The sequence below is a fragment of the Streptomyces himastatinicus ATCC 53653 genome, from assembly GCF_000158915.1.
Lineage (GTDB): Bacteria > Actinomycetota > Actinomycetes > Streptomycetales > Streptomycetaceae > Streptomyces > Streptomyces himastatinicus.
In genome coordinates this window covers 6841942-6862733 of the sequence record NZ_GG657754.1, presented here as the reverse complement: position 1 = coordinate 6862733, position 20792 = coordinate 6841942, and the positions used below count along the sequence as shown (strand labels likewise).

Annotated in this window: 2 protein-coding genes and 2 pseudogenes; all 4 read right to left on the bottom strand. The window is 73.5% G+C overall.

Going from position 1 to position 20792, the window contains the following annotated elements:
- Nucleotides 1-39 precede the first annotated feature (39 nt).
- Nucleotides 40-4209 (bottom strand): type I polyketide synthase, encoded by a 4170-nt coding sequence (locus SSOG_RS56460; RefSeq protein WP_154685993.1) that lies wholly within the window; start codon nucleotides 4207-4209, stop codon nucleotides 40-42.
- Nucleotides 4210-4303: 94 nt separating this feature from the next.
- Nucleotides 4304-5800, bottom strand: a pseudogene (locus SSOG_RS56455) (type I polyketide synthase); the annotation flags it as partial.
- Nucleotides 5709-15569 carry a type I polyketide synthase gene (locus SSOG_RS56450; protein WP_009717833.1) on the bottom strand — a complete coding sequence of 3287 codons (9861 nt, stop codon included), beginning with the start codon at nucleotides 15567-15569 and terminating at the stop codon, nucleotides 5709-5711. The pseudogene SSOG_RS56455 and the gene SSOG_RS56450, both read right to left, overlap by 92 nt.
- Before the next feature lie 261 nt (nucleotides 15570-15830).
- Nucleotides 15831-20789 (bottom strand): annotated as a pseudogene (locus SSOG_RS29050) (type I polyketide synthase); the annotation flags it as partial.
- Nucleotides 20790-20792: the final 3 nt, after the last annotated feature.

Genomic DNA, 20792 nt, shown 5'->3' with positions numbered 1-20792 from the left:
GCGGTGCTGAGATGAGTCGATGCGCTCTTGTGGAGCAGGTCAGGAGAGCCCGAGCTCGTCGTCGAGGAGATCGAAGATCTCGTCTGCTGTCGCGGACTGGATTTCACGGTCTTGTGCGGTGCTGTCCGTAGCACTGTGCGTTTCATTCCACTTCGACAGGAGGTCGCGCAGGCGGGTGGTGATGCCGGGGCTCTCGGCGTCGTCGGGGGCGATCGTGGCGAGGATCGCTTCGAGCTTGTCGAGTTCCGCGTGCACGGGCTGGTGTGCGGCCGTGGTGTCGTCCAGGCCGAGTTCCTCGCGCAGATACCCGGCGAGGGCGGTGGGCGTCGGGTAGTCGAAGATCAGCGTGACCGGCAGCCGCAGTCCGGCGGCGGCGCCCAGTCGGTTGCGCAGATCCACGGCGGTGAGCGAGTCGAAGCCCAGGTCGAGGAAGCCGCGCCCGGCGTCGACGTCGTCGGGTGTGGCGTGTCCGAGGACGGCCGCCACATGGGTCCGTACGACCTCCAGCAGCTCCCGGTCGCGTTCGGTGTCCGACAGCCCCGCGAGCCGCTCGGTGAGCGAACCGGCACCGGAGTCTGCGGCGGTTCCGGCGACACCGGTGGCTCCGGTGTCGGCGGAGCGCCGTACGGGGGTACGGACCAGGCCGCGCAGCAGCGGCGGCAGCAGCCCGGCGGCGGCTTGGCCGCGCAGGGCGCCGGTGTCGATGCGGATGGGTACGGACACGGCCTCGGCGAGGGTGCCCGCCACGTCGAACAGGGCCAGGCCCTCGTCCTGCGGCAGTGCCTCGTAGCCACCGCGCGAGATGCGGCCCACGTCGGCGTTGTCCAGGCTGCCCGCCATGCCGTCGGCCGTCTCCCACAGGCCCCAGGCCAGCGACGACGCGGGCAGGCCGTGCGCCGCGCGGTGCTGGGCGAGCGCGTCCAGGAAGGTGTTCGCGGCGGCGTAGTTGCCCTGTCCCGAGCTGCCGAAGGCTCCGGCGGCCGAGGAGAAGAGCACGAACGCGGACAGGTCCAGCCCACGGGTCAGCTCGTGCAGATTCCACGCGGCGTCCACCTTGGGGCGCAGCACCGCGTCGATCCGCTCGCCGGTCAGCGAGCTGATCACACCGTCGTCCAGGACGCCCGCGGTGTGCACCACGGCGGTGAGCGGGTGTTCGGCCGGGATCGCGGAGATGACGGTGGCCAGTGCGTCCCGGTCGGCGGTGTCGCAGGCCGCCCAGGTCACCGTGGCACCCAACGCGCCCAGTTCGGCGGCGAGTTCGGCCGCGCCGGGGGCGTCGCCGCCGCGCCTGCTGAGCAGCAGCAGCTGCCGTACGCCGCGCTCGGCCACCAGGTGGCGGGCGAACAGGCCGCCCAGGGCGCCGCTCGCGCCGCTGAGCAGCACGGTGCCCTGCGGGTCGCCGAAGCCTGAGCCTGCTGGCTGCGGGGTGTCCGGGTCGGCCGGGACCCGGGCGAGGCGGTAGGCGTGGGCGGTGCCGGAGCGCAGCGCGAGCTGTGGTTCGTCGGTGGCGAGCACCGTCGGCAGGGCGCGCTGGGAGGCGTCGGTGCCGTCGACGTCGACCAGGACGAACCGGCCCGGGTTCTCCGACTGGGCGGACTTCACCAGGCCCCACACGGTGGTGTGGGCCAGGTCGGCGATGTCCTCATCGGGGCGTGCCGCGACCGCGCCGCGGGTCACGAACACCAGGCGGGTGTCGGCGAACCGCTGGTCGTCCAGCCACTTCTGGACGAGGTCCAGGGCGTCCCGGGCGGCGGCCTTGGCCGCCTGGGGCAGCGGCTGCCCTTGGGCGGCGGCGAGGGGGACGAGCACCACATCGGGCGCGGCGCCGTCGGCGGTGAGAGCCGCCAAGTGCGGGTAGTCGTCCAGCCGCTCGCCCGCGGCCGTGAAGGCGGCGTCGGCGCCGAGGGTCACCCAGCGCTCGCCGACCGGGATGCCGGTGGCGGACACGGGGGCCGCCAGGTCCGTCCACTCCGGGCGGAACAGCGCCTCGTGGTACGCGGCACGCGAGGCGTTCAGCTGGTCGGCCGACAGCGGGCGCAGCACCAGACCGTCGATGGTGGCGACGGCGGCGCCCGTGCCGTCCGCGAGGTGGAGCGACACGCCTTCGGCGGCCGGGCGCAGCCGTACGCGCAGCGACGCGGGGCCCCCGGCGTGCAGCCGTACGCCCGTCCAGGCGAACGGCAGCCGCGCGCCCTCGGGGGTCTCACCGTCCGGCGTGTCGAGGCCGAGGGTGTGCAGGGCGGCGTCCAGCAGGGCGGGATGCACACCGTACGTGGCGGCCTCGGGCTCATGGGCGCGCGGCAGGCGGATATCGGCGAACAGCTCGTCGCCGCGCCGCCAGGCGCCGTGCAGGCCCTGGAAGACCGCGCCGTAGCCGAGTCCGGCGGCGGCCGCGTGCTCGTAGAACGCCTCGGTTTCGAGGGCGGTCGCGTCGGCGGGCGGCCACACAGTGAGGTCGGCCTGGTCGGCGGTCCCGGACGACGGGGTGAGGAAGCCGGTGGCGTGCCGGGTCCACGGCTCGTCGGCGGGGACGTCCTCCCGGCGGGAGTGCAGGGTCAGCTGGCGCCGCCCCGTCTCGTCAGCCGCGGCCAGCTCCAGCCGCAGCTGGACGGCGCCCTGTTCGGGCACGACCAGCGGGGCCTGGAGGGTCAGCTCCTCGATCGTGTCGCAGCCCGCCTCCTCACCGGCCCGCAGGGCGAGTTCGACGAAGGCGGTGCCGGGCAGCAGGACGGTGTCCATGACGGCGTGGTCGGCCAGCCAGGGGTGCGTCAGCAGCGCCAGCCGTCCGGTGAACACGAAGCCGCCGGTGTCGGGCAGTTCCACCGCCGCGCCCAGCAGCGGGTGACCCGCCGTGCCGAGGCCCGCGTACGCCACGTCCTCGGCGGAGATGCCCACGTCGAGCCAGTAGCGCTGACGCTGGAAGGGGTACGTGGGCAGCTCGACGCGGCGGGCGCCGCGCCCGGCGTAGACCGCCGTCCAGTCCAGGGCCACGCCCCGCACATGGAGCTGCGCGAGGGCGGTGGCCAGCGCCTGGGCCTCGGGGCGGCCGTTGCGCAGGGCGGGGACGAACGCCGCCCTGTCACCGTCGTGCTCTGCGTCGGCTTCCGTCTCGGTTTCGGCGAGGCAGTTCTCGCCCATCGCGGAGAGCACCCCGTCGGGGCCGAGTTCCACGAAGGTGGTCACCCCGTTGTCGCGCAGGGTGCGCACACCGTCGACGAAGCGGACGGACTCGCGGACGTGGCGGACCCAGAAGTCCGGCATGCGGATCTCATCGGCCGTGGTCACGGTGCCGGTGAGGCAGGAGACCAGCGGAATCGTCGGGGCGTTGAACGTCAGACCCTCGGCGACCTTGCGGAAGTCGGCGAGCATGGCGTCCATGCGCGGCGAGTGGAAGGCGTGGCTGACGGCGAGGCGCTTGGTCTTACGACCCTGCGCCTCGAAGCCAGCCGCGATGTCCTGAGCCGCGTCCTCGTCACCCGCGATGACCACTGACGTGGGGCCATTGAGCGCGGCGATGGAGACGCGCTCGGTGAGCAGCGGCGCCACCTCGGCTTCCGAGGCTTGGACGGCGATCATCGCGCCACCGGCCGGAAGCTCCTGCATCAGACGACCACGCGCCGCCACCAACTTCGCCGCATCCGCGAGCGACAGCACACCCGCCACATGGGCGGCGGCCAGCTCACCGATGGAGTGGCCGGAGAGGAAGTCCGCACGCAGACCCCACGCCTCCACCAGCCGGAACAGCGCCACCTCGACCGCGAACAGCGCAGGCTGAGTGAAGCCGGTCCGGTCCAGCACCGAGGCATCGTCCCCGAACACCACCGTCTTCAGAGGCCGTTCGAGGTACAGGTCCAGCGCGTCGCACACCTCGTCCAGGGCCTGCGCGAACGCCGGGAACGTCGCGTACAGCTCGCGGCCCATGCCGAGCCGCTGGCTGCCCTGCCCCGTGAACAGGAACGCCACCTTGCCGCCGTCGGCGGCGACCCCGCGCAGCTCTGCCGCCGGGTGCTCGCCGCGCGCCAGCGCGTCCAGCGCGCCCAGCACCTCGTCCTGGCCGTCGGCGACCAGGGCGACGCGGTGTTCGAGGGCGGCGCGGGTCGTCGCGAGGGAGAACCCGAGGTCGGTGAGATCGGCGCCGGTGGCGATCCGCGAGCGCAGCCGCCGCGCCTGGGCGCGCAGGGCGTCCTCGTCGCGCGCGGAGAGCAGCACGGGGACGTACGGCAGGGCCGTGGTGTCCGCCGGGGCCTCGGTCGCGTCGGGGAGCGGGCGGCTGCTCGATGATGGCGTGCGCGTTGGTGCCGCTGATGCCGAACGACGACACCGCGGCGCGGCGCGGACGGCCGGTCTCCGGCCACGTCCGCTGTTCGGTGAGCAGCGAGACCGCGCCCGCTTCCCAGTCGACGTGCGGTGAGGGCTCGTCCACGTGCAGGGTGCGCGGCAGCACACCGTGGCGCATCGACAGCACCATCTTGATGACGCCGGCGACACCGGAGGCGGCCTGGGTGTGGCCCAGGTTGGACTTGACGGAGCCGAGCCACAGCGGCTGCTCCGCGTCCCGCTCCCGGCCGTACGTGGCGAGCAGCGCCTGCGCCTCGATCGGGTCGCCCAGCGTCGTCCCCGTGCCGTGCGCCTCGACCACGTCGACCTCGCCGGTGGCCAGGCGGGCGTTGGCGAGGGCCTGCCGGATGACGCGCTGCTGCGACGGGCCGTTGGGCGCCGTCAGACCGTTCGACGCACCGTCCTGGTTGACGGCGCTTCCGCGTACGACCGCCAGCACCTCGTGGCCGTTCTTCCGGGCGTCCGACAGCCGCTCCAGCAGCAGCATGCCCGCGCCCTCGCCCCAGCCAGTGCCGTCGGCGGCCGACGCGAACGACTTGCAGCGGCCGTCGCGGGCCAGTCCGCGCTGACGGCTGAAGTCGATGAACGTACCCGGGGTGAACATCACCGTGACACCACCGGCCAGCGCGAGCGAGCATTCGCCGTTGCGCAGCGCCTGCGCGGCCAGGTGCAGCGCCACCAGCGACGACGAGCATGCCGTGTCGACCGTGACGGCCGGGCCCTCCAGGCCGAAGGTGTACGCGACGCGGCCGGACACCACGCTGCTGGAGCTGCCGGTGCCGAGGTAGCCCTCGACCCCGTCGGGCACGGAGTGCAGCCGGGATCCGTAGTCGTGGTACATGACGCCCGCGAACACACCGGTCTTGCTGCCGCGTACGGACGACGGGTCGATGCCCGCGCGCTCGAACGCCTCCCAGGTGGTCTCCAGCAGCAGCCGCTGCTGCGGGTCCATGGCGAGGGCCTCGCGGGGCGAGATCCCGAAGAACGCCGGGTCGAACTCGGCCGCGTCGTGCAGGAAACCGCCGTCGCGGGCGTACGAGGTGCCCGGGGTCTCCGGGTCCGGGTCGTACAGGGCGTCGAGGTCCCAGCCGCGGTTGTCCGGGAAGCGGGTGATGCCGTCCTCGCCCGCCGCGAGCATCTGCCACAGCTCTTCGGGCGTGGTGACCCCGCCGGGGTAACGGCAGCTCATCGCCACGATGACGATCGGATCGTCGTCGGTGGCGGCCGACACCGGCACCGGCGTGTGCACCGCTGCCTGCTGCTCCTCGCCCACCAGCTCGGTCCGCAGATGGCGGGCCAGCACCTGCGGGTCCGGGTAGTCGAAGATGAGGGTCGCGGGCAGCCGCAGCCCGGTCACGGCATTGAGCTGATTACGCAGCTCCACGGCCGTCAGCGAGTCGAAGCCCAGATCCTTGAACGCCCGCCCGGAACCAATGGTGTCCGCACCCGCGTAGCCCAGCACGGTCGCCACCTGCGCCCGCACCAGGTCCAGCAGCAGCCGCTCCTGCTCCGCCACGCTCAGCCCGGCCAGCCGACCGGCCAACCCGGCGTCGCCACCGGCCGCGACCGCGTCCACCGCGCGCCGCGCGGGGGTGCGCACCAGGCCACGGAAGAGGGGCGAGATGGCGGGCTGGTTGCGCAGCGCCGCGAGGTCCACCCGCATCGGCACCAGCGACGCCGCGTCCACGGTCAGCGCGGTGTCGAGCAGCGCGAGGCCGTCCGCGACCGGCAGCGGCGGAAGTCCGGCCCCGCCGCATGCGGTTGATGTCGGCCTCGTCCAGGGTGTCGCCCATACCGGCACCGGCCCACAGGCCCCACGCCAGCGCCGCGGCGGGGAGCCCCAGGGCGGCGCGGTGCTGCGCGAGCGCGTCGAGGAAGGCGTTGGAGGCGGCGTAGTTGCCCTGTCCCGGACCGCCGAACACACCGGAGGAGGACGAGAACAGGACGAAGGCCGCGAGGTCGAGGTCCGCCGTCAGCTGGTGCAGATTCCACGCCGCGTCCACCTTCGGGCGCATGACGTGGTCGATGCGCTCGGGCGTCAGCGAGCCGATCACACCGTCGTCCAGCACACCGGCCGTGTGCACCACGGCGGTCAGCGGATGCTCGGCGGGGACGGTGGCGAGGGTCGCGGCGACCGCGTCCCGGTCCGCCACATCGCAGGCAGCCCAGCGCACCTTGGCGCCCAACGCGGCCAGCTCGGCGCCGAGTTCGGCGGCACCCGGCGCCTGGTAGCCGCGACGGCTCACCAGCAGCAGCTGCCGTACGCCACGCTCCGCCACCAGGTGGCGCGCCACCAGTCCGCCCAGCGAACCGGACGCACCGGTCACCAGCACCGTGCCCTCGGGGTCCAGACCACGGGCGTCGTCCGCCTCCGGCTCCACGGGCACCCGCGACAGCCGTGGCGTCGACACCACACCCGCGCGGATCGCGAGCTGCGGCTCGCCCGACGCGACGGCGGCGGGCAGCGCCTGCGCCGACTCGTGGCTTCCGTCCACATCCACCAGGACGAAACGGCCCGGGTTCTCCGACTGCGCCGAGCGCAGCAGACCCCAGACGGCCGCACCGGCCGGATCCGCCACCGGCTCACCGGCGCCGGCGGCCACCGCGCCACGGGTCACGACCACCAGCGGGGCGTCCCCGAACCGCTCCTCGCCCAGCCACTGCTGGACGGTGGCAAGCGCATCGGCGGCGGCCCGGTGCGCGCCCCCGGCCACGTCACCGTCGTGGGCTTCCGTGGACGGCGCCACGACGACGTACTCGGGCGACGGAGCCGTACCCGAGGCGACCGCCTCGGCCAGCGCCGCGAGGTCCGCGTACGCCGTGCCGCCGAGCCCCGGCGTGTCCGTGCCCAGCACGGCCCAGCGGCCCTCGGCCGGGGTGTCCGTCAGGGCCACGGGCCCGGACGCCGTCCACTCCAGGCGGAACAGCGACTCGTGGTACGCCGTACGCGCGCTCTGGAGCTGCTCGGCCGAAACCGGGCGCAGCCCCAGCGTCTCGACGGCCCCGACCGGCGCGCCGGTGGTGTCGGCGATCTCCAGCCGCACCCCGTCGTTGCCCGCGGGCACCAGGTGGACGCGCAGCGCCGACGCACCGCTCGCGTACAGCGACACCCCGGTCCAGACGAACGGCAGCCGCCCCTCGCCGCCCGTGTTGCCCAGGCCGTCGAGCCCGATGGCGTGCAGGGCGGAGTCCAGCAGCGCCGGGTGCAGAACAAACGCGGCGGCGTCCTCGGCGGCGTCCTCGGGGAGTGCCACCTCGGCGAACACCTCGCCGTTGCGCTGCCACGCCCTGCGCAGGCCCCGGAACTCCGGGCCGTACGCGAAACCGATGTCCCGCAGGCCCTCATAGCGGCCGTCGAGGTCGATCTCGATGGCGTCGGCGGGCGGCCAGGCGCCCAGCTCGAACATCGCCTCCGGGCGACCGCCCGACGCCAGGACACCGGTCGCGTGCCGGGTCCACGGCTCACCGGCGGGCAGGCTCTCCAGGCGCGAGTGCAGCGTGAGCGGGCGGCGGCCCAACTCGTCCGCGGCGGCCACGGAGAGCCGCAGCTGTACGCCGCCCTGCGCGGGCAGAACCAGCGGCGCTTCGAGGGTCAGTTCTTCGAGGTAGTCGCAGCCGACCTGGTCACCGGCGCGGATCGCCAGCTCCACGAACGCGGTGCCCGGCAGCAGCACGCTGTCCAGGATCGTGTGGCCCGCGAGCCAGGGGTGGGTGGACAACGCCAGTCGGCCGGTGAACAGCGTCCCGTCCGAGTCCGGCAGTTCGGCGCTCGCGCCGAGCAGCGGGTGTTCGGCCTCGCCCAGGCCCACCGCGGCCACATCGCCGAGGAACAGCGACGACGCCTTCGGCCAGTAGCGCTGCCGCTGGAAGGCGTACGTGGGCAACTCGACCTGCGCGGCGCCCGTACCGGCGTAGAACGCCGCCCAGTCCACCGCCACGCCACGGACGTGCGCCCGCGCGAGGGCCGACAACAGCGCCTCGGCCTCGGGGCGGTCCTTGCGGCAGACGGAGGCGAAGGCCGCCTCCTCGCCGGTCACGCACTCCTGAGCCATGGCGGTGAGCACACCGTCCGGGCCCAGCTCGACGTACGTCGTCACGCCCTGCGCTTCGAGAGTGCGTACGCCGTCGAGGAAGCGGACGGCCTCGCGGACGTGGCGGACCCAGAAGTCCGGGGTGGTGATCTCCTCGGCGGAGACGACGTCCCCGGTGAGGTTGGAGACGATCGGGATGCTCGGAGCCTCGTACGAAAGCCCCTGCGCGACCTCGCGGAACGCCTCCAGCATCCCGTCCATACGGGGCGAGTGGAAGGCGTGGCTCACGGTGAGGCGCTTGGTCTTACGACCCTGCTCCTCGAAGCCCGCCGCAATCTCGGCAGCCGCGTCCTCGTCGCCCGCGATCACGACCGACGTCGGCCCGTTGAGAGCGGCGATGCTCACGCGCTCGGTGAGCAGCGGCAGCACCTCGTCCTCGGACGCCTGCACCGCGATCATCGCCCCACCAGCCGGAAGCTCCTGCATCAGACGGCCACGCGCCGCCACCAACGCGGCGGCGTCCGCCAGCGACAGCACACCCGCCACATGCGCGGCGGCGATCTCGCCGATGGAGTGGCCGGACAGGAAGTCCGCCTTCAGACCCCATGCCTCGACCAGCCGGAACAGCGCCACCTCGATGGCGAAGAGGGCGGGCTGAGTGAACGCCGTCTGGTCCAGCGCGGCGGAGTCGTCCCCGAACAGCACATCCCGCAACGGCCGTTCCAGATGCGCGTCCAGGTGCGCGCACCCCTCGTCCAGCGCGTCCGCGAACACCGGGTACGCCTCGTACAGCTCGCGCCCCATGCCGAGCCGCTGGCTGCCCTGGCCCGTGAACAGGAACGCCACCTTGCCACCGGCCACCGACCCCTTGACCAGGCCCGGGGCGGGCTCGCCCGCTGACAGCGCGTCCAGAGCGGTCAGCAGCCCGGCGCGGTCGTCGGCGACCAGCGCGGCCCGCTCCTCGAACGCCGTACGGCGCGTGGCGAGCGTGAACGCCACGTCGCGACCGTCCAGCTCGGGGCGGAAGTCCAGGTGGGCGCGCAGCTGCGCGGCCTGGTCGCGCAGCGCTTCGGGGGTCTTGGCCGACAGCACCCAGGCGGCGGGGCCGCCGGTCCGGGAGACCGTCCCGGCTTCCTCATCGAGGGCCGGGGCCTGCTCGATGATGGTGTGCGCGTTGGTGCCGCTGATGCCGAACGAGGACACCGCGGCCCGGCGCGGACGGCCGGTCTCCGGCCACTCCCGCGCCTCCGTCAGCAGCGCGACCGCGCCCGCCGACCAGTCGACCTCGGGCGTCGGCTCGTCGACGTTGAGGGTCTGCGGCAGCACCCCGTGCTGCAACGCCAGCACCATCTTCATCACGCCCGCGACACCCGCGGCGGCCTGCGTGTGGCCGAAGTTGGACTTGATGGAGCCCAGCCACAGGGGCACGTCGGCCTCGCGGTCCTGGCCGTACGTGGCGAGCAGCGCCTGTGCCTCGATCGGGTCGCCCAGCCGGGTGCCCGTACCGTGCGCCTCGACCGCGTCCACCTCGGCGGCGGACAGCCCCGCACCAGCGAGCGCCTGCCGGATGACGCGCTGCTGCGACGGGCCGTTCGGCGCCGTCAGACCATTGCTCGCACCGTCCTGGTTGATGGCCGAGCCACGGACGACGGCGAGCACGGGGTGGCCGTTGCGCCGGGCCTCGGACAGCCGCTCCACGAGCAGCATGCCCACGCCCTCGCCCCAACCGGTGCCATCCGCACCGGCCGCGAAAGCCTTGATACGACCATCCGCCGCAAGCCCCCGCTGACGGCTGAAGTCCACGAACGAACCCGGCGTCGACATCACCGTCACACCACCGGCCAGGGCGAGGGAGCACTCCCCCGCCCGCAACGCCTGAATCGCCCAGTGCAGCGCGACGAGCGACGAGGAGCACGCCGTGTCGACCGTCACCGCCGGGCCCTCGAGCCCCAGCGCGTACGACACGCGGCCGGACATCACACTGGCCGCGTTGCCCGTCCCCATGAAGCCTTCCGACCCATCGGGGGCGGACAGGATCACGGGCAGGTAGTCCTGGCCGTTCGTACCGGCGAAGACGCCGACCTGCTGACCGCGCAGCGTCGTCGGGTCGATGCCCGCCCGCTCGAACGCCTCCCACGACGTCTCCAGCAGCAACCGCTGCTGCGGATCCATCGCCATGGCCTCGCGCGGCGAGATCCCGAAGAAGACGGGGTCGAACTCGGCGGCGTCCGCGAGGAATCCACCCTCGCGCACATAGCTGGTGTGCTCGGAGGCGGACTCCGGGTCGTACAGCGACTCGATGTCCCAGCCGCGGTCGGCCGGGAAGTCCGTCACCGCGTCCTGTCCGGAGGACAGCAGCCGCCACAGCTCCTCGGGGGTGCGGACACCGCCCGGGAAGCGGCAGCTCATGCCGACGATCGCGATCGGGTCGTCGTCGACGGCCACGCCCACGGACGACGCACCGGTGACGGCCGGGCGCGAGCCGATGAGTTCGGCCTGGAGGTGGTCGGCGAGGGCGATCGGGGTCGGGTAGTCGAAGATGATGGTGGCGGGCAGCCGCAGCCCGGTGAGCGTGCCGAGCAGGTTGCGGATCTCGACCGCGGTGAGCGAGTCGAAGCCGAGGTCCCGGAAGGCGCGGCTGGGTTCCACCGAGTCCGGCCCGGGGTGGCCGAGGACGACGGCCACCTGGGTGCGGACGAAGTCCAGGGTGAGCTGGTCGCGTTCCTCGTCGGTCGCGGCACCGGCCAGCTCCCGCGCCAGCGACGACGGGTCGCCTTGCGTGGCGCCGGGGGTGGCCTGGGCGGCGGCGCGGGCCGCGTCGAGGGCGCGCCGGGCGTCGGGGAGGTCGGCGATCAGCGGGTTCGGGCGGTTGGCGGTGAGGCCGGGCGCGAAGCGGTCCCAGTCGATGTCCACGACGAGGGAGAAGGTCTCGCCCAGGTCGAGCGCGGCGCCCAGGGCGGTGGTGGCGGCTTCCGGGTCGAGGGCGGGGAGCCCGGACTGCCGGAGGCGTTCGGCGACGAGTTCGTCGGTGGCCATGCCGCCCTCGGCCCAGGCGCCCCAGGCGAGGGAGGTGGCGGGCAGGCCCTCGGCGCGGCGCTGTTCGGCGAGCGCGTCGAGGTAGGCGTTGGCGGCCACGTAGTTGGCCTGGCCGGCGGCGCCGAAGGTGGCGGCCATGGAGGAGAACAGCACGAAGGCGGACAGGTCGTGTCCGCGGGTCAGCTCGTCCAGGTGGCGTGCGGCGTCGGCCTTGGCGCGCAGCACGTCGGCCATGCGCTGCGGGGTCTGCGCGTCGAGTACGCCGTCGTCCAGCACACCGGCGGCGTGGACGACGGTGGTCAGCGGGTGTTCCGCCGGTACGGTCGCGAGGAGCGCGGCGAGGGCGTCGCGGTCGGCGACGTCGCAGGCGGCGATGGTGACCTCGGCACCCTGGGCGGTGAGTTCGTTGGCCAGGTCGTTCGCGCCGGGGGCGTCGGGGCCGCGGCGTCCGGCGAGCAGCACGTGCCGGGTGCCGTGGGCGACCAGCCAGCGGGCGACGTGGGCGCCGAGGGCGCCGGTGCCGCCGGTGATCAGTGCGGTGCCGTGGGTGGACCAGCCGTCGCCGGTGGTCTCGTGGTGCGGTGCGCGGGCCAGCCTGCGGGCGTGGACGCCCTGGGGGCGGATCGCGAGGTGGTCCTCGTCGCGGAGGGCGGCGGGTCCGGCGAGGATGTCGGCGAGCCGGGCGAGGGCGCGGTCGTCGGCGGTCTCGGGGAGGTCGATCGACCCGGCCCAGCGGTCGGGCTGTTCGAGGGCGACGGTGCGGCCCAGGCCCCAGATCTGGGCCTGGGCGGCGCTGGTGAGCCGGTCGGAGCGGCTGACGGAGACGGCGCCCCGGGTGGCGGACCACAGGGGCGCGTCCGTACCGGCGTCGCCGAGGGCCTGGACGAGGGCGAGGGTGCCCGCGAGTCCGGCGGTGAGCGCGGGGTGCGCGGCGTGGGGGCGCTCGTCGAGGCCGAGGAGGGACAGCACGCCGTCGACGCGCGCGTCCTGCTCGGCGGCGCGGAGGTGTTCGGCGACCGTGGCGCGGTCGTCGGTGGTGCCGTCGACGGTGATCTGGTGGACGCGTATGCCGCGTTCGGCCAGGGCCCGCAGCGGCCCGGCGACCCAGGGGTGTTCGTCGTGTCCGGCGGGGGTGGCGACGAGCCAGGTACCGGTGAGCGGTGTGGCCTGGAACGACGGCAGCGGCTTCCAGGTGGTGCGGTAGCGCGAGCCGTTGACGGTGGTGTCGACGTGGTTGCGGTGGCGCCACGCGGACAGCGCGGGCAGCACCTCGCTGAGCGGCTGGTCGCCGTCGAGCCCGAGGGTGTCGACCAGGGCGGCCAGGTCCTCGCTGTGGACGACCTCCCAGAACCGGGCGTCGGCGACGGCCGGTGCGCTCGTCTCGGCGGCGGACTCCTCCCCGTACGAGAACGGGTTGGCGGGCCAGTAGCGCTGCCGCTGGAAGGCGTAGGTGGGCAGCTCGACGCGGCGGGCGCCGGTGCCCGCGTAGTACGTGTTCCAGTCGACCGGGACGCCGCGGACGTGGGCGTGGGCGAGCGCCTGGTGGGCGGTGCGGGACTCGTTGCGGCCGGGGCGCAGGGCGGGCAGGAACGCGAACGTCCTGGTCTTCGCCTCGGTCACGCACTCCTGCGCCATCGCCGAGAGCACCCCGTCGGGGCCCAGTTCGACGAAGGTGGTCACGCCGAGGTCCTCGAGGCGGCGCACGCCGTCGAGGAAGCGGACGGCCTCGCGGACGTGGCGGACCCAGAACTCGGGGGTGGTGATCTCGTCGGCGCTCACCAGGTCGCCGGTGAGGTTGGAGACGATGGGGATCTGCGGGGCCTCGTAGGTGAGGCGATGGGCGACCTGGCGGAAGTTGTCCAGCATCGCGTCCATGTGCGGGGAGTGGAACGCGTGGCTGACCGTGAGCCGCTTGGTCTTGCGGCCCTGCGCCTCGAACGACGCGGCGATGGCGGCAGCCGCGTCCTCGTCGCCCGCGATGACCACCGACGTCGGGCCGTTCACAGCGGCGATCGAGACACGCTCGGTCAGGAGCGGCGTCACCTCGTCCTCGGACGCCTGCACGGCGATCATCGCGCCGCCGCCGGGGAGTTGCTGCATCAGCTGGCTGCGCGCGGCCACCAGGGCGGACGCGTGGGTGAGGGACAGCACCCCGGCCACGTGGGCGGCGGCGATCTCGCCGATGGAGTGGCCGGAGAGGAAGTCGGGCTTCAGACCCCACGACTCGACCAGGCGGAACAGCGCCACCTCGACCGCGAACAGCGCGGGCTGGGTGTAGCCGGTCCGGTCGAGCGCCGCGGCGTCGTCGCCGAACAGCACGTCCTTCAGCGGCCGGTCGAGGAAGCGGTCGAGCTGGGCGCAGACCGCGTCCAGCGCCTCGGCGAACACCGGGTGGGTCTCGTACAGTTCGCGGCCCATGCCGAGCCGCTGGCTGCCCTGGCCGGTGAAGAGGAACGCGACGTTGCCCTCGACGGCCAGGCCCTCGGTGACCTCGGGGTGGTGGCGGCCCTCGGCGAGCGCCGCGAGGCCCGCGAGCAGTTCGTCCCGGTCGGCCGCGGCGACCACGGCGCGGCGGTCGAGGGCGGCGCGGGTGACGGCCTGCGAGTAGCCGATGTCGGCGGGGCGGTGGCCGGGGCGGGCGGTGAGGTGCGCGTGGAGCTGGGCGGCCTGGGCGCGCAGCGCGTCCTGGCTCTTGCCGGACAGCGCGACCGGTGTCAGCGTCTCCCGGGCCGCCACGGGCTCGGCCACCAGGTCCTTGGGAGCGGCCGGGGCGGGGGCCTCCTCCAGGATGGTGTGCACATTGGTGCCGCTCATGCCGAACGACGACACACCCGCGCGGCGCGGCTCGGCGCTCTCCGGGTCGTGCGCCCACTCGCGGGTGGCGGTGAGCAGTTCGACGTCCCCGGCGGTCCAGTCGACGTGCGGGGTGGGCTCGGTGAGGTGGAGGGTCTTGGGCAGCGCCCCGTGGCGCATGGCCATGACCATCTTGATGACGCCGCCGACACCGGCGCCCGCCTGGGCGTGGCCGATGTTGGACTTGATGGAGCCGATCAGCAGCGGCTTGCCCACGGGCCGGTCCTGGCCGTACGTGGCAAGCAGCGCCTGCGCCTCGATCGGGTCGCCCAGGGCGGTGCCGGTGCCGTGTGCCTCGACGGCGTCGACCTGGTCCGGGGAGAGCCGGGCATTGGCGAGCGCCTGGAGGATGACGCGCTGCTGCGAGGGGCCGTTGGGGGAGGTGAGGCCGTTGCTGGCACCGTCCTGGTTGACGGCGGAGCCCCGGACCACGGCGAGCACCGGGTGGCCCTTGCGCTGGGCGTCCGACAGCCGCTCGACCAGCAGAATGCCGACCCCCTCGCCGAGGCAGAAGCCGTCGGCTTCCGGGGCGAAGGGCTTGGAGCGGCCGTCGAGGGCCAGCCCGCGCATCTTGCTGTAGTCGACGAAGACGCCGGGCGCGCACATCAGGGTCGCGCCGCCGGCCAGGGCGAGCGAGCATTCGCCCTGGCGCAGCGCCTGGACGGCGAGGTGGAGCGCCACCAGCGACGAAGAGCAGGCGGTGTCGACGGTGACCGCCGGGCCCTCGAAGCCGAAGGTGTACGAGAGGCGGCCGGAGGCGACGCTCGCGGCGTTGCCCGTACCGAAGTAGCCCTCGAAGTTCTCGTTGGAGCTGAGGATCGCCCCGAGATAGTCGTGATTGCTGGTGCCGACGAAGACGCCGACCTGCTTGCCGCGCGCCGAAAGCGGGTCGATTCCGGCCCGCTCGAAGGCTTCCCAGGAGGTTTCCAGCAGCAGCCGCTGCTGGGGGTCCATGCCGAGCGCTTCACGGGGGCTGATGCCGAACAGCGACGGGTCGAAGTCGGCGATTCCGTCGACGAATCCGCCCTCGTGCACATAACTGGTGCCGGGGTGGTCCGGGTCCGGGTGGTACATCCTGTCGACATTCCACCCGCGGTCGACCGGGAAGTCGCTGACCGCGTCGACGCCTTCGCTGACGATGCGCCACAGGTCCTCGGGCGACCGGACGCCTCCGGGATAACGGCAGCCGATCCCCACGATGGCGATGGGGTCGTGGTTCTTCGCCTCGGCCTCTTGCAGGCGGAGGCGAGTCTGATGCAGATCCGCCGTTACCAGCTTGAGGTAGTCCCGCAGCGTCTCTTCATTCGCCATTTACGCAATCCATTTACGGCAGACGGCATCGGAAATGCTCCACAGATCCTCACAGGGGAGCCGGTAACCAACAACCAATTAGTCGACTTCTCCACGAGAGGCTATGTGCGGGTTAACCCTCCCGACAACCCCTAGCTGCCCCCTATGACCCCCTGGTGACCCAGGGAACCCGATAGGGGGCAGCCGGTATTGGAGAACTCTATTCAAGGGTGAGGAAAATCCTGTCCGACATCGAGAACGACGTCAATAGCAGAATTCTCGTCATGCCCTTCCCAGACCCTTGTTGATGAATGCGAACAGCTCTTCGTCGCTGGCCGACTGGAGCTGATCGGCGTCGGCCGCGCCCTGGGCGAGGGCCTCGGACGGGGCCGCCGCGGGCTCGGCCGGGGCCGCCGTGTCGTCCGACTCGTTCCACTTCGCCAGCAGCGACTGGAGGCGCATGGTGATGCGCGCCCGGGTGATGTTGTCGGGTGCGCTGTCGGCGAGCACCGTCTCGAGCTTGTCGAGTTCTTCGAGCACCGGGGCGCCGGTGGCCGCCGCGTCGGGCGCGATCTCGGCCCGCATATGGGCCGCCACGGCGGCCGGGGTCGGGTGGTCGAAGATGAGGGTCGGCGGCAGCTTGAGTCCGCTGGCCGCGCCCAGCCGGTTGCGGAGTTCGACCGCGGTGAGCGAGTCGAAGCCCAGGTCCTTGAACGCCCGGCCCGCCTCGATCGCCTCGGCCCCGGAGTGCCCCAGCACGGCGGCGACCGCGCCGCGGACCAGTTCCAGCAGCACCCGCTCCCGCTCGGTCTCCGGCAGCGCCGCGAGCTGACCGGCCAGCGCCTCCCCGGCGGCGGCCTCGTCGGCCGCGTCGGCCCGCATCTCCGCCACGACCTCGCGCGCCTCGGACAGTTCGTCCAGCAGCGGCCGCGGCCGGTCGGCGGTGAAGGCGAGGGTGAAGCGGCGCCAGTCCATGGCGATGACGGTGAGCGCCGTCTCGTCCCGGTCCAGGGCGTGCTGGAGCGCGGCGGTGGCGGGCAGCGGCGCCATCTCGTTGATGCCGTGGCGGCGCATCCGGTCGCCGGTGGCGCCGTCGACCGTGCCGCCGTCGCCCCACGGGCCCCAGGACACGGTGGTGGCGGGCAGCCCGTCCGCGCGGCGCTGCTCGGCGAAGCTGTGCAGGAACGCGTTACCGGGCGCCTGGTTGCCCTGCCCTGGTGCGCCGAACGTGGCGGAGAAGTGCGAGAACAGCACGAATGCGGTCAGGTCCAGCTCCCGCGTCAGCTCGTGCAGATGGCGCGTGGCGTCCACCTTGAGCCGCAGTACGCGCTCGGCCTGATCCGGGGTCAGCCCCTCGATCACCCCGTCCTCGATGACCGCGGCGGTGTGCATGACGGCCGTCAGCGGCTGGTCGGCCGGGATGGCGGCGAGGGTGTCGGCGAGCGCGGCGCGGTCGGTCACATCGCAGGCGGCGAGGGTGACCTTGGCGCCGAGCCCGGTCAGTTCGGCCTCCAGCTCCACCGCGCCGGGCGCGTCCGCGCCCCGGCGGCTCGCCAGCACCAGGTGTTCGGCGCCGTTGCGGGCCAGCCAGCGGGCGACCTCCGCGCCGAGGCGTCCCGTACCGCCGGTGACCAGTGTGGTGCCGGAGGGCTTCCAGGAGCGTACGGGGGGCGTGTCGGCGAGCGGGGCGCGCACCAGCCGGGGCCCGAAGACGCCCGCCTCACGGATCGCCACCTGGTCCTCGTCGTGCTCGGCGGCGAGGACCCCCATGAGCCGGGACAGCGCCTGCTCGTCGGGCGCCCGGGGCAGGTCGACCAGACCGCCCCAGCGCTCCAGGTGCTCCAGCGCGGCCACCCGGCCCAGGCCCCAGACGAGGGCCTGTTCGGGGCATTCCGGCCGGTCGTCGCCGCCAGTGGAGACGGCGCCCTGCGTCAGGCACCACAGCGGGGCGCCGACCCCGGCGTCACCGAGCGCCTGGATCAGGGCGAGCTGGGCGGCGGCTCCGGCGGGCAGGCCAGCGTTCCCCGCGTCACCGCCTTCCCCGGCCGGGGCGAGCAGCGACAGCACTCCGGTGAACTCACCATCGGCCTCCGCGAGCGCGGTACGCACCCACTCGGCGAGCTGCTCGCGGCCATCGGTGCCGGGCTTCACCACGATCTGCTGGACGGCGGCACCGCGCCCGGTCAGCGCGCCGGTCACGGCGGCCGTCCACGCGTCGTCGGTGCTGGCCGCGACGACGAGCCAGCTGCCGCCCGGGCGCGCGGACCGCGCCTCGGCGAGCGGCCGCCACGTCACGCGGTAGCGCCAGCCGTCCACGGTGGACTGCTCGCGGGCCTGCTTGCGCCACGACGCGAGGGCGGGCAGGACGGCGCTCATCGGCTGGTCGCCGTCGACGGTCAGCTCGGCGGCCAGGGCCTGCCAGTCCTCGGCCTCCACCGCCGCCCAGAACTTGGCCTCCACGGCATCGTGCCGGGTCTCCCCCGCCGCGCGCCCCGGCCCGGCCTCCGGCCAGTAGCGCTGCTGCTGGAAGGCGTACGTGGGCAGTTCGATACGGCGGGCTCCCGTACCGTCGAACACCGCGTGCCAGTCCACGGCGACGCCGCGCGACCACGCCTCGCCGACCGACGCCCAGAAGCGGTCGAGACCGCCTTCGTCGCGGCGCAGCGAACCGATCGCGGCGGCGTCCACACCGGCGTCCTCGGCGGTGTCCTGCACACCCATCGTCAGCACCGGATGGGCGCTGGACTCGATGAACACGCCGAAGCCCTCGTCCAGCAGACGGCGGACGGCGTTCTCCAACTCGACCGTGCGACGGAGGTTGGTGAACCAGTACTCGGCGCCCAGCTCCGGACCCTCGACCCACTCCCCCGTCACCGTCGACAGGAACGGCACCCGCGCGGTCCTGGGCTGTACGGGGGCCAGCAGCGTGAGGAGTTCGTCGCGCAGCAACTCCACCTGCGCGGAGTGCGAGGCGTAGTCCACCGGCACCCGGCGCGCCCGCACCTCGTCCGCCTCGCACGAGGCCAGCAGTTCGTCCAGCGCCGCCGGTTCGCCCGACACCACCACGGCCGACGGGCCGTTGACGGCCGCCACCGAGATGCGCTCCTCGCCCCACGCGGCGATCCGCTCCCGTACCTCGGACACCGGCAGCGCCAGCGACACCATGCCGCCCTTGCCCGCCAGCACCCGGCCGATCGCCTGACTGCGCAACGCCACCACGCGCGCCGCGTCCTTCAGCGACAGAACGCCCGCCACGCACGCGGCGGCGATCTCGCCCTGCGAGTGGCCGACCACGGCGGCCGGTTCGACGCCGAGTGTGCGCCACAGCTCCGCCAGGGACACCATCACGGCGAACAGCACCGGCTGGACCACGTCCACCCGGTCCAGCGACGGCGCCCCGTCCACCCCGCGCAGCACATCGACCAGCGACCAGTCGGTGAACTCGGCGAGCGCGGCGGCGCACTCATCGATACGGGCGGCGAACACCGGCGAGGCGTCCATGAGACCCACGCCCATCCGCACCCACTGGGACCCCTGCCCCGGGAAGACGAACGCCGTCTGACCTGCGACGACGGAACCCCGCTCGACGCCCGCCGCCATGCCGCCGTCGGCCAGCGCCGTCAGCCCGGCCATCAGTTCGTCGCGGTCCCGGCCCTGGACGACACCGCGTACGTCCAGCGCGGCGCGGGTCGTCGCCAGCGACAGGCCCATGTCCACCGGGCGCAGCGCGGGTTCGTCGTGGAGGCGGTCCAGCAGCCGCCGGGCCTGGGCGCGCAGCGCCGCCTCGCTCTTGCCGGACACCACCCACGGCACCACGCCGGGCTGCTTCGCCACCAGCTCGACCGGCTCCCGCTCCTCGGCGGGCGCCTGCTCGATGATGGTGTGCGCGTTGGTGCCGCTGAAGCCGAACGAGGAGATGCCCGCGCGGCGCGGACGGCCCGTCTCGGGCCACTGCGTGGCCGACCTGACCAGCGAGACCGCGCCCGAGGACCAGTCGATGTGCGGGGACGGTTCGGCGATGTGCAGCGACTCGGGCACCACACCGTGCCGCATGGCCAGCACCATCTTCATCACGCCCGCGATACCCGCGGCGCCCTGGGTGTGGCCGATGTTGGACTTCACCGACCCCAGCAGCAGCGGCAGTTCCTCGGGCCGGTCCGCGCCGTAGGTGGCGAGCAGCGCCTGCGCCTCGATCGGGTCGCCCAGCGACGTACCCGTGCCGTGCGCCTCGACCACGTCCACGTCGGCGCCGGACAGCCGCGCGTTGGCCAGTGCCTGCTGGATGACGCGCCGCTGGGACGGGCCGTTGGGCGCGGTGAGGCCGTTGGACGCACCGTCCTGGTTGACCGCCGAGCCGCGGACGACCGCGAGCACCTGGTGGCCGTTCTTCCGCGCGTCCGACAGCCGCTCCAGCAGCAGGACGCCCACGCCCTCGGCCGGGCCGAAGCCGTCGGCGTCGGCCGAGAACGCCTTGCAGCGGCCGTCCTTGGACAGCCCGCGCTGACGGCTGAACTCGATGAAAAGACCCGGCGTGGACATCACATGCACACCGCTCGCCAGCGCGAGCGAGCACTCGTCCAGCCGCAGCGACTGCACCGCCAGGTGCAGCGCCACCAGGGACGCGGAGCAGGCCGTGTCCACGGTGACGGCCGGGCCCTCCAGGCCGAAGGCATACGAGAGGCGGCCGGAGACGACGCTGCTGGCGTTGCCCGTGCCCAGGTGTCCGCCGAAGTCGTCGTCCGCGTCGAGCGCCACCGTCAGATAGTCGGAGGCGTTCATGCCCGCGAACACACCGGTACGGCTGCCGCGCAGCGCGGCCGGGTCGATGCCCGCCCGCTCGAACGCCTCCCACGACGTCTCCAGCAGCAGCCGCTGCTGCGGGTCCATCGCCATCGCCTCACGCGGCGAGATCCCGAAGAACGCCGCGTCGAACCGGGTGGCGTCGCCGAGGAATCCGCCCTCGCGGGTGTACGTGGTGTCCGGGGTGTCCGGGTCCGCGTCGAACAGGTTCTGGAGGTCCCAGCCCCGGTCGGCGGGGAACGCCGTCTGCGCCTCGCCACCGGAGGCCATGAGCTGCCACAGCTCCTCGGGGGTGTCGACACCGCCGGGGAAGCGGCAGCTCATGCCCACGATCGCGATCGGCTCATGGGCCTGTTCGTCGACCTCCTGGAGACGCCGGTGGGCGGCGGTGAGATCGGTGGTGACCTTCTTCAGATATTCGCGGAGCTTGGCTTCGTTGGCAGT